The organism is Foetidibacter luteolus (genome assembly GCF_009650435.1).
In the GTDB taxonomy this organism is placed as follows: Bacteria; Bacteroidota; Bacteroidia; order Chitinophagales; family Chitinophagaceae; genus Foetidibacter; species Foetidibacter luteolus.
The window spans coordinates 1-13,725 of the sequence record NZ_VVIP01000034.1 but is presented as its reverse complement, the minus strand read 5'-3'; the positions used below and the strand labels follow the sequence as shown (position 1 = coordinate 13,725).

General features: G+C 44.5%; 12 protein-coding genes. 10 read left to right on the top strand and 2 right to left on the bottom strand.

The features are described 5' to 3' along the window. Positions 1-98: 98 nt before the first annotated feature. The gene (locus F0364_RS09120; RefSeq protein ID WP_153797469.1) at positions 99-2,243 is read right to left on the bottom strand and encodes a tetratricopeptide repeat-containing sensor histidine kinase; all 2,145 of its coding nucleotides are present in this window, start codon (positions 2,241-2,243) and stop codon (positions 99-101) included. A 572-nt stretch (positions 2,244-2,815) separates the two neighbouring features. Here F0364_RS09120 and F0364_RS09115 point away from each other — a divergent pair. Both F0364_RS09115 and F0364_RS09110 read left to right on the top strand, forming a co-directional pair. Further along, complete coding sequence (locus tag F0364_RS09115) at positions 2,816-3,418, top strand: SHOCT domain-containing protein (protein WP_153797468.1); 603 nt, start codon at positions 2,816-2,818, stop codon at positions 3,416-3,418. A gap of 297 nt (positions 3,419-3,715) precedes the next feature. Beyond that, positions 3,716-5,221, top strand: a complete 1,506-nt coding sequence (locus tag F0364_RS09110) for a malate:quinone oxidoreductase (RefSeq protein WP_235921037.1) — start codon at positions 3,716-3,718, stop codon at positions 5,219-5,221. Between the two features lie 125 nt (positions 5,222-5,346). Here F0364_RS09110 and F0364_RS09105 read toward each other — a convergent pair whose 3' ends face one another. Beyond that, positions 5,347-5,619: a hypothetical protein gene (locus tag F0364_RS09105; protein WP_153797466.1), complete on the bottom strand. Its 273-nt coding sequence runs from the start codon at positions 5,617-5,619 to the stop codon at positions 5,347-5,349. Positions 5,620-5,962: 343 nt separating this feature from the next. Between F0364_RS09105 and F0364_RS09100 the strand changes: the two genes are divergently transcribed. From F0364_RS09100 to F0364_RS28880, 8 genes are all read left to right on the top strand, one after another. Next, positions 5,963-6,928 carry a polyprenyl synthetase family protein gene (locus F0364_RS09100; protein ID WP_153797465.1) on the top strand — a complete coding sequence of 322 codons (966 nt, stop codon included), beginning with the start codon at positions 5,963-5,965 and terminating at the stop codon, positions 6,926-6,928. 9 nt (positions 6,929-6,937) lie between these two features. Next, positions 6,938-7,372, top strand: a complete 435-nt coding sequence (locus F0364_RS09095) for a hotdog fold thioesterase (protein ID WP_153797464.1) — start codon at positions 6,938-6,940, stop codon at positions 7,370-7,372. A gap of 51 nt (positions 7,373-7,423) precedes the next feature. Then, positions 7,424-8,401: a DNA adenine methylase gene (locus tag F0364_RS09090; protein WP_153797463.1), complete on the top strand. Its 978-nt coding sequence runs from the start codon at positions 7,424-7,426 to the stop codon at positions 8,399-8,401. Between the two features lie 4 nt (positions 8,402-8,405). Further along, positions 8,406-8,900 (top strand): PD-(D/E)XK nuclease superfamily protein, encoded by a 495-nt coding sequence (locus F0364_RS09085; protein ID WP_207632588.1) that lies wholly within the window; start codon positions 8,406-8,408, stop codon positions 8,898-8,900. 184 nt (positions 8,901-9,084) lie between these two features. Continuing rightward, on the top strand, positions 9,085-10,551 hold the full coding sequence (locus tag F0364_RS09080) for a glycoside hydrolase family 130 protein (protein ID WP_153797461.1): 1,467 nt from the start codon (positions 9,085-9,087) through the stop codon (positions 10,549-10,551). 94 nt (positions 10,552-10,645) lie between these two features. Further along, positions 10,646-11,932: a type IX secretion system plug protein gene (locus F0364_RS09075; RefSeq protein ID WP_153797460.1), complete on the top strand. Its 1,287-nt coding sequence runs from the start codon at positions 10,646-10,648 to the stop codon at positions 11,930-11,932. Between the two features lie 206 nt (positions 11,933-12,138). After that, positions 12,139-13,365 (top strand): BamA/TamA family outer membrane protein, encoded by a 1,227-nt coding sequence (locus tag F0364_RS09070; protein WP_153797459.1) that lies wholly within the window; start codon positions 12,139-12,141, stop codon positions 13,363-13,365. A 157-nt stretch (positions 13,366-13,522) separates the two neighbouring features. Beyond that, positions 13,523-13,725, top strand: a 203-nt coding sequence (locus F0364_RS28880) for a hypothetical protein (protein WP_207632587.1), incomplete at its 3' end; no start/stop codon positions are given.

Here is a 13,725-nt window from a genome sequence, read left to right as displayed (position 1 = left end):
TCGTTTCTTCCTTGACTTTTTTTGTTACTTTTTTGTGTCAAGACAAAAAAGTAAATAAGGGTATTCAATACAGGTATGTGCGAAACCCAAAACTTACGTTAATAGCTTACCTCCAGCGGAAGCTTTACCTCTATCCGCATTCCTTCCGTAAGGTCTGAAAGGTGTACCGCGGCGCTGGATTTTTTTATCTTGTTAATGATGTCTATACGGGCGTTGGTTATCTTCATGCCCAGCGATTTTTTGCCGCTGCCTGCTTCCGCTACAGCCGGGCTTTTCTGCCGGCCAATCCCATTATCTTCCACCACGCAGTTCAACATATCGCCGTCCCGTTGTATGTGTATGGTAATTTTGCCATCTCCGTTCTTTTGCGAAAGCCCGTGCCAGATGCTGTTTTCAACAAAAGGCTGCAAAATAAGCGGAGGTATCAAGGTACTTTCCTCGTCAATGTCTTCATCCACAATTATTTCGTAAGTAAACTTTTTGTTCAGCCGTTGAGATTCAAGCTGCATGTACAGTTCTAGTGCCCTTAAATCATCGGCCAGGCTTATTTCTTTCTGCTCGGAGTTTTCTAAAATCATCCGCATTACTTTGGCAAATTTGGTAAGGTAGGCATCGGCGGCTTTTATATCGTTCTTCAGCATGTAATCGCTGATGGAGTTGAGCGAATTAAAAATAAAATGCGGGTTCATCTGAGAGCGTAATGCCTTCATTTCCGTATCAGCTACCTGCACTTTAAAGTCGGCCTCTTTTTGCTGTTCAACAGCATCTCTTTTTCTTTTGTACAAAACATAACCGGCTATGGCACAAATAAGCAACAATACAGCGCTGCCTATGCCGGCATTGCGTACTGTTTTTTGCTGTTTTATTTCCGCGGCGGCTATGGCCTGTTTTTTTTCATGTTCAGCGCTGGCTACCGCCTGCTTTTTTTCATATTCAAACTCCAGCTCCCTGCGGGCTATCTGTTTGTTTTTTTCATCGTTGTGAATACTGTCCCGCAGGCTGTTGGCTTGTTTATAAGCTTCCAGTGCCTGGGTATAGCTGCCCTGTTTTTCGTAAGTAAGGCTAATGTTCTCCAATGCCAGCATTTGCGAGGTTAGAGAGCCGGTTTGCTTAAACAGTTCCAGTGCCTGGCGGTGGTTTTCCAATGCTTTGGCATAACGTTGCGTGGCCGGTATGCCCATTGTCTTTAAATCAGCCGCAGTACATTGGCGGTAAAGGGTACCCGTTTCATCCAGTACAATAGCAAGGTTTTGGATATCGCCCATTTCACGGTACATAGCAGCAGCCTTTTGAAGATATTGATAAGCCTGCGGGTAATTAGCCTGTGCATTGTAAACAATGGCCAGGTTGGCCAGGTTGCTGGCTATACCTTTTTTGTTGCCAATGCTTTCGCTGAGGGTTAAGGCCTCACCATAATATTTTAATGCTTCGGTTTGGTTGCCCGTTTCATCGTAAATGGTGCCCATATTGCCCAGCGCATCGGCCATGCCTTTCCTGTCGTCAGTTTCTTTAAAAATGGCCAGCGCTTTTTTGTAATAATCCAGCGACTTCTCCGGGTTGGAGAGGTGCCTGTTTACCAGTCCCAGGTTTTGCAGCACCATAGCCACTTTTTCCCGGTTGCCCAGTTCTTCAAATACTTTCAGCGCATCCAGGTAATTTTCCATAGCTGCCGGGTAGTCAGACAGGTACATGTAGTTTATGCCAAGGCTGTTATAAACAGCGGCAACACGGCTGCGGTCGTTTAACTGTTCAAATATTTTAAGCGCCTGCCTGTACAGGTTAAAGGCTTCATCATAATTGCCCATGTTAAAATAAATGATGCCGCTGTTGAACATTACAGAGCCCATGCCCAGCTTGTTACCGGCTTCCATGTGTACGGCGAGTGCTTTATTGTAAAAGGACAAAGCTGCGGAATCTTCACCCAGCGACGACAGGTTGGTGGCCTTGTAGTTATAGCCCGAAGCCAGCCTTTTCTTATCGTTTAACAACGTGGCCAGGTGAATGGCTTTATCTGCTACCTGTACGCCCTTTTCAGGGTCGGTGCTGCTGTACACCTGCGCCAGGTTGTTAAGAATGTCCAGCCTGGTGCTGTCTTCGGCCGTATGGGTATTAAAAGCCTTAAGCAGGCTGTCTAATTTTTTCTGCTGTGCCTGGCAAATGCAAAGGCAAAGCATCGCCATAAAAAGCAATAATGCAGTTTTAAATGGTATTCCCTGGCAGCGTAGGGACAAAGCATTTTTCATGTGAGCGAGGTTTAAAGGGGGCTTTTATTGGTTGTTTGTTAACGGTTTTTTGGGTAGATAACAGTTATTGCATAAGGCAAAGGATTTTTATGGGGTACTGCTGCCAGGTGACGCTTACCAATGCTATGCAGCTTGCGACATGGTGCTTCTTAACAAAAGCCGCAACAGCGGCAAATAATTTCGTTTAAAATTTCACTCCCTGCAAAAAATAAATCAACACCCACGAAAAATAAATCGCCAAAACCACGGCTAAAACTACAGTTAAGTTTATATAGAAAATTTACGTTGCCGCCCTGTACAAAATTAGTCCTGTTATTTTTTCCGCAGGTGTCGCCGGGCTGGCAGGTTTCGCGTCAATGGCATTGGAGAAAAGGTATTATAAAATATGCATGTGCAGGAGCTAAAGATACAATTAAAGTTGTTAATGCATAACCCGTTAAAAAAGAACAGGCCGGTATTTTTTAAAAAAGTTTATATACCCCCTTTTTTTAAGCGGCCGGTGATGCATAACAGTGCAAGCCGGCGCAATGCCTGGCCATCAGCCCTAAACCACCTTTCATAAATAGTGTAGCATGATTAACCTTGTATTCATAAGCACGCAAAGAAGGCTGTGGCTGTTTATTGCGGCAGTAGTTGGCGCCGCGGCTATACTGTTGCCCTGGGTAAGGGTTTCAACAGGCAGTGCTGCCATGCATGCAAGTGTTAGCATAAGCGGTTTGCAGGGGGGCGGCCAGGCAGCTTTCCTGGCTTTTGCTGCGGCTGCGCTGCTTTCACTGCCTTTGTTTAAAAAAAGGTTATGGCAGAAGCTATGCCGCCTTGGGCTTATTGTAGCGGCAGTTACAGCCTTGTTATGTATTGTAGTTGCATTTTCCAGCATATTGGCCGGCGCTTCCGGCGGAATGATTGTTACCGGAACAGCCCCTGGTATATGGCTGGCAATAGCGGCGGCGATTGCGCTTTTGCTGCTGGCCAAAACACATGGGCTGAGAATGAACTATAAAAAAGGCCTGGGAAATATTTCCATACCTGTAAAAAAGCATAACCGGCCGGAACGGCAGCCCGCTAAAACAGAAACCATTCAAAAAATAGCCGATATAGAAAAACTTGCCGCCCTTAAAAACAACGGCAGCATTACAGAAGAAGAGTACGAAGTGCTTAAAGCCGGGCTTTTGTAAGTGCCGCTGCCTTTTACAATGCTGTATTACCAGGGTTTTGCATAGCTCTTGCCATAAACAGCGTTGTGGGTGGTTGCGCTGCGTCACCCCCGCGCCAGGGATAGCAGTGAAAACCCCGCTGAAGGCTTTGTGCCCGGCCCTTGCGGCGGAGTTGTAACGGATAGCCCGGTGCCTTTGGCAGGCGCCCTTATTCTTCCTGTTTTATTGATACGCTTAAATTAACAATTGAAGCAACCTCAGTGCTTCATTTTCCCATTTTCACAAGGCTGTCAGGCTATTAATATGCATCTTTGCGGCATGAACAACACTGCGGATACTACCGCCGATATTGTACTTATCGGCGCCGGAATAATGAGCGCTACGCTGGGTATTTTATTGAAAAAACTGAACCCGGATTACAGCATCAAAATTTTTGAGCGGCTGGATATTGCCGCCGCTGAAAGCTCCGATGCCTGGAACAATGCAGGCACCGGCCACTCAGCCTTTTGCGAACTGAATTATACGCCCGAAAAAGAAGACGGCTCTGTTGACATATCCAAGGCGGTTAAGATTGCTGAATCTTTTGACGTCTCCCGGCAGTTTTGGGCCTGGCTGGTACAGCAAAATATTTTGACAGAGCCGGATGAGTTTATAAAACCCATACCGCACATGAGTTTTGTATGGGGCGAAAAAAATGTGCAGTACCTGAAAACCAGGTACGCTGCTTTGCAGCAATGCCATTTGTTTGAAGGCATGCAATATTCTGAAGACCCCGTGCAGCTAATGGAATGGATGCCCCTTATAATGGAAGGCCGCAGCAACGAACAGAAAGTGGCCGCCACCCGTATGGAAATGGGCACCGATGTAAACTTTGGCGCCCTTACACGCAGCCTGTTTAATGAGTTGAAAACGCAACCTGGCGTAAGTCTGCATTTTAACTGCGAAGTGCGTGATATTGAGCGCAAAGAAGGCGGGCGGTGGAGTATAGAGATAAAAGGCGAAAACACCGGTGAAAAGACTGATATAAATGCAGGTTTTGTGTTTATTGGCGCTGGAGGGGGCTCTTTGCCGTTGTTGCTTAAATCCGGCATTCCAGAAGGCAAGGGTTTTGGTGGTTTTCCTGTTAGCGGCCAGTGGTTAAAATGTACCAACCCCGCCATTATAGAAAGGCACAATGCCAAAGTGTATGGCAAAGCCGCGGTGGGCGCCCCGCCCATGTCTGTACCGCATTTGGATACGCGGGTTATTAACGGTGAAAAGGCGCTGTTGTTTGGGCCTTACGCTGGTTTTTCTACCAAATTTTTAAAGCAGGGTTCATCGCTTGATTTACTTACCTCCATAAGGTTTAGTAATATACGCCCCATGCTGGCGGCGGGGCTGCACAACATACCGCTTACCAAATATCTTATTGAGCAGGTGCGCCAATCACCCGAAGACAAGCTTGATGCCCTGAAAGAATTTTTGCCCAATGCGCAAATGCAGGATTGGGAACTGGAAATTGCCGGCCAGCGGGTACAGGTAATTAAGAAAGACGAGGAGGAGGGCGGCATACTGGAGTTTGGTACAGAAGTGGTTAGCGCCGCGGATGGTTCGCTGGCTGCGTTGCTTGGGGCATCGCCGGGTGCTTCTACAGCCGTATCTATCATGTTAACCCTGCTGCAGCGCTGCTTTCCGGCGCAAATGCAATCGCCGGAGTGGCAGCATAAGTTAAGGCAAATGATACCCTCCTTTGGCCAGTCACTGGCCAAAAACATGGTAGTTGCAAGGCAGTTAAGGGCCTGGTCGTCTGAGTTGCTTCAGTTGCACCCTTCAGAAGTTTTATAGGCTGGGTGGTTGTTGCCGCTTTACTTTGTGCAGTTGGTGTGTTTCCGGGGGCTGCTGTATGCTGTGCGGCTTAAGAATAGCGTGTAAAAGTGTTATCCGGTTATATGCAATTTTGGTGTAAACAGTTAAGCAACCAGTAATGTTTCGGGATGGCTTTTAATGGCGTCCTGAATGCTTCTTATCAGTTCCCTTTCTTTTTGTTTCTCGCTGAAAATAGGAGTGAAGCGGTTGTTCTCGTACACCATTTTATAACTTCTGCCGTATTCCTTAATAAGGTATTTGGTGCTGAAGGTTACAAAAAACTCAACACGCCGGTTCTCGGCAGAGGAGTTGAGTATGTAGATGGGGGTAGTAAACAGCACCCCATCAAATAGAAATTTTACTTCTAATGAGCGCATGGAATATTGGATTTTGTTTCAAAATAGCTAAAACGGTTATCTGTAATTGTACATCAGACATTTTTAATTTCTTTTTAATGCCTGCTATATTGTAAAGCTGCCAATGCTTAAGGTTTTAATAAAAACTTCAGCCGGGCATTAAACAAAAAATGTTCAGGGCGCCTGCCGAAGGCACCGGGCTATCCGTTACAACTCCGCCACAAAAGCCCCCGGCACGTACCTTCAGCGGGGTTTTCACTGCTATCCCTGGCGCGGTGGTGACACAGCCTGCGTGCCCTCCATAGTTGCCGCCAGGTAAAAGCCGTAACCTGTTTTTTCCTTTTCATCCTGTATCTTCACCCGCATGAAATCGTTTAAAGAACTGGTAGCGGAATTCGCTGAAAAATTCGATACACCGCATTTCCCCCAACAACCTGCCAGCCTGTACACCCCTGGTGATTATTTTCTTACACTTGGCGGCAAACGCATACGCCCCGTAATGTGCCTGATGGGTAATGAGCTTTTTGGCGAAATTATTCCCGATGCCTGGCAGGTGGCCACGGCGGTAGAACTGTTTCACAATTTTACGCTGATACACGACGATATCATGGATAAAGCGCCTTTGCGGCGTGGCCTGCAAACCGTGCATACCAAGTACGGCGAAAGCACAGCCCTGCTAACCGGCGATGTAATGCTGATAGTGGCCTACGAATACCTTAACAAAATAAACCCGGCTTACCTGCCCAAAATACTGCAACTGTTTAACCGCACTGCCAAAGAGGTTTGCGAAGGCCAACAGCTTGATATGGATTTTGAAAAGCGTGACGATGTTTTACTGGATGAATACATTAACATGATACAGTTAAAAACCTCGGTACTCCTGGCTGCAAGCCTGCAGATGGGTTCGGTATTGGGGGGAGCCAGCGAAGGCAACCGCAACCACCTGTACGAATTTGGCCGCAACATAGGCATTGCCTTCCAGGTGCAGGACGATTACCTGGATGCTTTTGGCGACCCGGAGAAATTTGGAAAAGATGCCGGCGGCGACATACGCCAGAACAAGAAAACCTTTCTGCTGATACATGCGCTGGAAATAGCTTCTGCATCTCAAAAGGCTGAGCTATACCGGCTGATGAAAGAAAACCCGGGGGATAAAGTGGAAAAGGTCTTGCAGATTTTCCGGGATTGTAACGTGGATGAGTGGGCGAAGGCTTTAAAGCAACAGTATGTAGATAAAGCGTACCATCACCTGGAAGCCATCGCTGTTGTTTCTGCCCGTAAAAAACCGCTGGAAGAATTGGCCGCGTTTTTAATTGAGCGGGATTATTAAACATACCTAATGAGCATCTGGTTTAATAAAGCGGTAACAGTAGAGGATTTGCAGCATCTTGGCGCCAACACCATGGGCGATTATTTAGGCATGCGGTTTATTGAAATAGGCAATAATTTTTTAAAAGGCAGTATGCCGGTTGACAATCGTACCCGCCAGCCTTATGGCCTGTTGCATGGCGGCGCTTCGGCAGCCCTTGCTGAAACGGTTGGCAGCATAGCATCTGCCCTGGTAATAGATCCTGAAAAGTTTATTTGCGTGGGCCTTGAAATAAATGCCAACCACATACGTGCCGTAAGGGATGGCCATGTTACCGCTACCTGCACCCCTATACACCTTGGCAGTACAACACACGTATGGGATATACACATACATGATGACAATGAAAAGCTGGTTTGTGTAAGCCGGCTTACGGTGGCAGTGCTGGGCAAAAAGGGGAGATAGAGTGGGTAAAACTTTTGTGGTTATTATTATAAGCAAACGGTATTTTTGGCTATGACTAAATCCTATTCTATCAATAATGAAGAATCTTCAAATGTTCTTGAAGATTTGTTTCAGCCATATAATGTTGGGGCGAGGCCTTTTTTAAAATGGGCAGGCGGAAAAAGCCAACTCCTCTTTAAATTTCAGGAACTTTACCCCAAAGAGCTTAAAGCCAGGCGAATAAAAAAGTACTATGAGCCTTTTTTAGGCAGTGGTGCTGTTTTTTTTGATATAGTTCAAAATTTTGATATAGATGCTGCTTTTCTCTATGATATTAACGAAGAGCTAATTATAACTTATAGGGTTATCCAGCAGGATGTTAATAAACTTATTGATTTTTTGAAGAGATACCAGAAGACTTACCATAAACTTACTAAAATCCAAAGGAAGCAGTATTTCTATGACCAAAGGCATAGCTATAATACGGGGCGTTTTACTGTTGATTATGATAAATATTCTGAGTCATGGATACCGCGGGCAGCGCAGCTCATATTCCTTAATAAGACATGCTTTAACGGGCTTTACAGGGTGAATTCAAAAGGGGAATTCAACACCCCTGTTGGTGATTATGATAAACCCACCATTTGTGACGAAATGAATTTGCTTGCCGTCTCAAAAGTTTTAGAGAAAGCAACTATTCGAAAAGCTGACTTTAAGCAAATCAAGAAAGATTATGCTGGTGATGGCTTTATTTATTTTGATCCTCCCTACAGGCCGATAAGTAAAACTGCCAGTTTCAAATCCTATAGCAAACATGATTTTGGAGACTCTGAGCAACTTCAGCTTGCCGAACTTTTTACCAGGCTAAACGAGAAAGGGGCCCAGTTGATGCTTAGTAACTCCGACCCCAAAAATATTGATCCTTCTGATAATTTTTTTGATGAAATCTACCAGGCATTCAACATTCAGCGAATCCCGGCTAAAAGAATGATTAACTCAGATGCCTCAAAGAGGGGAGAAATTCAGGAAATTGTAATTACAAACTATTAATTCAATGGCAAAAGGAAGTAAGGGTAACAGAACAGGTAACCTTCTTGAAAGAACGTTAGAAACAATCCTAAGCCAAAAGGGATTTGAGGTATTGAATTACAGAAATTGGGAAAAAAATATTGATAAGCATGGGACTGAGCTTCTGCTGAAAAATGCCCCATTTACTACAATCTATAAGCATAACGGAAATACAGAATATCTTTTGATTTCGCAGAAATACGATTTGAGAATCAGAATTGAGTGCAAGTGGCAACAAACATCTGGTTCTGTGGATGAAAAACTGCCTTATTTGTATTTGAATTGTGTGGAAGCGATGCCAGAAAAGCACATTATTATCCTTATAGATGGCGATGGTTGGAAGTTAGGTGCCATTGCCTGGTTAAAAGAGGCGGTAAAATTCAAGAAATACACAACTACTGATAGCGAGGACAAAGTAATCCAGGTTTTTAATTTGAAAGAAACGCTTACCTGGGCAAATAATACCTTTGAAAATGACTGATTTTGTCGCCATAACAAACCGGACGATGAAGGTGATGCGACGCAACGAGCTGCCACATGGTTGGGAACAATGGTAACCAAAAGACGTCAATTGACATAAACAGGTAGTAGTGAATAACAATGTTGCTGCCGTTATTGGAACAGTGTTTGAGGTAATGGTAAGCTGTTGAATAAAATTCCACCGCATGCGCTTACCTATCGAACGAATGAATATTAAGGTTTATCCTGATTCTTCCCGTGTAATTGCCCGTTTCTTTTTTTCCAGTAACGACAGGGCCAAAAGCCTGATACAAAGGGTAATGGGCCTGGAAGAAGACCATGTATATAAGCTCGTTATCCCTCTTTTGCAGGAATTTTCTAAACGGCACCGTAACATTACACGGGTGTTTGAAAGGCACTGTAAAAAACTGGAACCCATCTTTAATGAATTGCAGATTAAGCTGGATGATATTTCTTTATACAGGAAGCTGCTCATCGGTTCTTATTTTACCCATGAGTACTCAATAGAATCCGCGGCTTTTTTTAACCCTTCTATTGTTGAAGACCCCGACCAGACAGAATTAACCGAAGGCCAGAAAAGGATAATCATCAGCTTCAGGGCTGTGGGCGAAGGGCATATTTCTTCCATTGTTTTCAGAAGGGCTATTATTGACCAGCATAATGCCATCACAGTAATACCGGCGGGTGAATACATTGACGAAGCTGAAGTAGTACGCAATTCTATCTACAACAAAAAGCTGTTTCTTCAAAAAGCGCTGGAGGCGAAAATTGATGTGAATGTGATAACAGAAGTAGAAAGCAAACTGGATGAGCATTTTGAATACAAACGGCTGAAGAAGTTTGTGGCCGACTCTCAAAACCTTGAGCAGGATGATATGCGCAAGCTGGAGTTTGAAAAGATACTCTGGCTTTCTGACTCCTACCATGAAATTCAATTTTCGCTGGACACGGATATATCAGACAGGGTTATTTTTCCCATATCAGAATTTGAAAGCAAAGGTATAGAAGATGCACGTTTTGTACGTTTTTCGGAGGAAGATGGCGATGTAAAATACTATGCCACTTATACCGCTTATGATGGCACTATTATAATGCCTAAGTTGCTGGAGACAAAAGATTTTTACCATTTTAAAGTAAGGCCGCTGTATGGCAATGGCGCACAGAACAAAAACCTGGCGCTGTTTCCAAAAAAAATAAATGACATGTATGCCATGATTTCCCGCATTGATGGCTGGAATAATTATATCATGTACTCCAAAAACATTGGTATATGGGATGAACCTAAAATGTTACAGGCGCCTATGTATCCCTGGGAATTTATACAGATTGGTAACTGCGGCTCGCCGCTGGAAACCAAAGATGGCTGGCTGGTGATAACGCATGGCGTTGGACCTATGCGCCGGTATTGCCTTGGCGCCAGCCTGCTGGACCTGGAGAACCCTTCAAAAGTTATCGGGCATTTGAAAGACCCTTTGCTGGTGCCCAACGATGATGAGCGGGAAGGTTATGTGCCCAATGTAGTATACTCCTGCGGGTCGTTCATTAACAACGATCATATTATAATACCTTACGGGTTAAGCGACTATTCGGCATCATTCATCAGCCTTGAAACAAATATGTTGCTGGAAAGGCTTAAAAGAGACTGTTGCTGAGTATAAAATATCAGGCAATACCATTACATGCTCATGTTCTCTGCCTGCTTTTCATGTGGTAAGATTATTGTATGTTTAGAACAAATTTGAGTGGATGAGAATTTTCTTTGGCCTTGCCATTGCCCTTATTTACTGTTTATCCCCTTTAACAGGTAAAGCTCAGTTACCCGATAGTGTTTACATGCCTTCCATACACAGCGTAAAGCTTTTTGTAAAGGGAGATCAAACTGTTTACCCCATACTTGCGCTGGGCGCTTCTGAAGGCCTTGAGCTGCACTTTGACGATTTTGATAACTACGTAAAAAACTTTAATTATACTTTTCAGCTATGCAACGCGGACTGGAAGCCGGTAAGCCTTAGCATAATGGACTATATGCAGGGCTTTACCCAAAACAGGTTTACACAGTACAGGCAGTCGTCCATCGCCAAAACCAATTACATACATTACCAGGTTACTTTTCCCAACCGCAACAGCATGCCTACTAAAAGTGGCAACTACCTTTTGAAAGTTTTTCTTAATGGCGATACCAGTAAGCTGGCTTTTACTTCCCGGTTCATGATATATGAATCGGTGGTTAGCGTAGCTGCACAGCTTACCCAGCCCTTTAACCCTGATATGTTCCGCACACACCAGAAAATACAGTTTACGGTAGATAAATCAAAGCTCAACATTATTAATCCGCAGCAACAGTTAAAAGTGGTGGTGCTGCAAAACTTCAGGTGGGATAATGCTACCAAAATACTCCAGCCCACCTTTATGCGGGGCAACCTGTTTGAGTACAACAATGAAAATGAACTGGTTTTTCCGGCGGGTAAGGAATACCGTTGGGCTGATTTACGCAGCTTCCGCTTTCAGAGTGAAAGGGTGGCATCTATCAATATGTCTGCCCGGCCTTTTGAAGTGGTAATGCAGCCCGATGCGGAAAGAACGCAGTTACGGTTTGTGACATATCGCGATCTTAACGGGTTCTATGAGATAAGCAGCACCGAATCTATCAATCCCTGGTGGCAGGGCGATTATGCCAACGTTAATTTTATACTGCGCCCCAACGGCAACCAGCCCTATGCCGGTAAGGATGTTTATATAGTGGGCCAGTTTACAGGTTATAAACTTAATGAGCAAACAAAGCTTAACTATAATGCCAACCTGGGCGTTTACGAGAAAACTTTATTGCTTAAACAGGGTTATTATACCTATACCTATGTAACCAAAGACCTTAAAGATGGCAAACCCGCTGATGCCACCCAAACCGACGGTAATTATTGGGAAACAGAAAATGATTACACCATACTCGTGTATTACCGCGATTTAAGTGGCCGGCACGACCAGCTTGTGGCTGTTACAACGGTTAATTCAAGAAATTTCAGAACGGGGTTGTAGAAATGTGTAATGCTGGATTTGATCACGAAATGGTTTTGTTGTGGCTTGTTACTTTCGTAAGTGTAGCTGTGTAAAATATTACCCTTTTGCAAAGGGTACGATGTTTGAAAGTAGGTAACAGGCAATGCAATAGCATTGTGGGTACGTGGAAGCGGGCTGGTCATGGCGGCAACTATAACCCTGTTTAAAACACTAAAACTATCCGGATGAAAAAATACTTGGCCGTACCATTTCTTATTATCCCGTTGCTGGTGCAATCCCAGGACAGCAGCAGGGCCAGAAGGAAATCCAGGAACGATATAGTGTATGACACTGTTATTAAAAAAGATATTATTGATGTTTTAAAACAAACCTTCACCTTCCGTACAAAAAAACTGCCCCAACGCGGAAAAAAGAAAGTCTATTACTCACTTATACCTATAGCTTCTAATATACCTGGTGGTGGCAGGGCACTTGTTACCTCTACCAATGCGGCATTTTACATGGGGCCACGCTCCACTACCAGGTTATCCAATGTATCTTTTTCTCCATCTTTTTCATTTAGCGGGCGGTTTTCTTTCTCTTTCCATTCTAACCTTTGGTTAGAGGGTAATAACCGCAATATAACCGGCGACCTTCGTTTTATCATAAACCCTCAATATACCTGGGGGCTGGGGAATGGTGTGCCCGAAGAAGAGAAACAACTGGTAGGCAATAATTATTTCAGGTTGTATCAAACTTTTATGAAAGTAATAAAACCGGGCCTGCTGGGTGGTTTAGGTTACCATCTTGACTGGCATTCCGGCATACGCATACGAAATAATGATACCCTGCAACTTGCCGATTTTGTAAAGTATCCTTACGGTACAGAGCCTGGCGCACATTCTGTATCATCAGGCCTGTCGTTAAACCTTTTAAGAGATTCCCGGCAAAACTCTATTAACCCATTATCCGGTTACTACGCCAATGCTGTATTGCGTTTTAATCCCGGCTTCCTGGGCAGCAACGATACATGGCAATCTTTGTATGTCGATTTCAGAAAGTATATCCCCTACAGCGAGAAAAAGCATAACGTGCTGGCTCTCTGGGCTTATTACTGGACGGTGCTTGGAGGCAATACGCCATACCTTGATTTGCCTTCCATCGGCTGGGACCCCAGCAACCGCAGCGGCCGCGGTATTGATCAAAACCGCTATCGCGGTAAAGGGCTCTTAAACCTTGAGGCAGAATACCGGCGGGATATTACAGAGAATGGTTTGCTGGGCTATACCGTATTTGTAAACATGAATACGGTTACAAGGCCCAATCAATACTGGTTCACCAATTTTCACCCCGCGGCCGGCGTTGGTTTCAGGATAAAGTTCAACAAGCGCTCTAACACCAACATAGCCCTGGATTATGCCATCAGCCAGCATTCAAAAATTTTCTACATCAACCTTGGCGAAGCGTTTTAAATATGTAAGATGTTAGATGTGGGATGTACGATGCAAAACAAGTACGAGTTACGAAGTACCTGTAATATGTTAGATGTATGATGTGGGATGTACGATGTAAGCAAGTACGAAGGGAGAAGTACGAAGTACCTTTTTTATGTAAGATGTTAGATGTGGGATGTACGACGTAAATGAAGTGTGCTCACCACTCACTATTCACCACTCACCATTCACCATTCACCACTCACGATTTTCCTACCCGGGTCTGAAAAGACGCCCAAAGTACCAGCCGATGAAAGGATTGCGACGCAACGAAGATGCCACAAAGTACAACAGCCGGTATCAAAAAATTTCTGCGAGGCCGCAGGCATTGCTACTTCA

Coding starts and splice junctions, on each gene's coding strand:
- F0364_RS09100 (WP_153797465.1), top strand. CDS start 5,963: ATGAAATCGTTTAAAGAACTGGTAGCGGAATTCGCTGAAAAATTCGAT.
- F0364_RS09075 (WP_153797460.1), top strand. CDS start 10,646: ATGAGAATTTTCTTTGGCCTTGCCATTGCCCTTATTTACTGTTTATCC.
- F0364_RS09080 (WP_153797461.1), top strand. CDS start 9,085: ATGCGCTTACCTATCGAACGAATGAATATTAAGGTTTATCCTGATTCT.
- F0364_RS09115 (WP_153797468.1), top strand. CDS start 2,816: ATGATTAACCTTGTATTCATAAGCACGCAAAGAAGGCTGTGGCTGTTT.
- F0364_RS09105 (WP_153797466.1), bottom strand. CDS start 5,619: ATGCGCTCATTAGAAGTAAAATTTCTATTTGATGGGGTGCTGTTTACT.
- F0364_RS09095 (WP_153797464.1), top strand. CDS start 6,938: ATGAGCATCTGGTTTAATAAAGCGGTAACAGTAGAGGATTTGCAGCAT.
- F0364_RS09085 (WP_207632588.1), top strand. CDS start 8,406: ATGGCAAAAGGAAGTAAGGGTAACAGAACAGGTAACCTTCTTGAAAGA.
- F0364_RS09110 (WP_235921037.1), top strand. CDS start 3,716: ATGAACAACACTGCGGATACTACCGCCGATATTGTACTTATCGGCGCC.
- F0364_RS09120 (WP_153797469.1), bottom strand. CDS start 2,243: ATGAAAAATGCTTTGTCCCTACGCTGCCAGGGAATACCATTTAAAACT.
- F0364_RS09070 (WP_153797459.1), top strand. CDS start 12,139: ATGAAAAAATACTTGGCCGTACCATTTCTTATTATCCCGTTGCTGGTG.
- F0364_RS09090 (WP_153797463.1), top strand. CDS start 7,424: ATGACTAAATCCTATTCTATCAATAATGAAGAATCTTCAAATGTTCTT.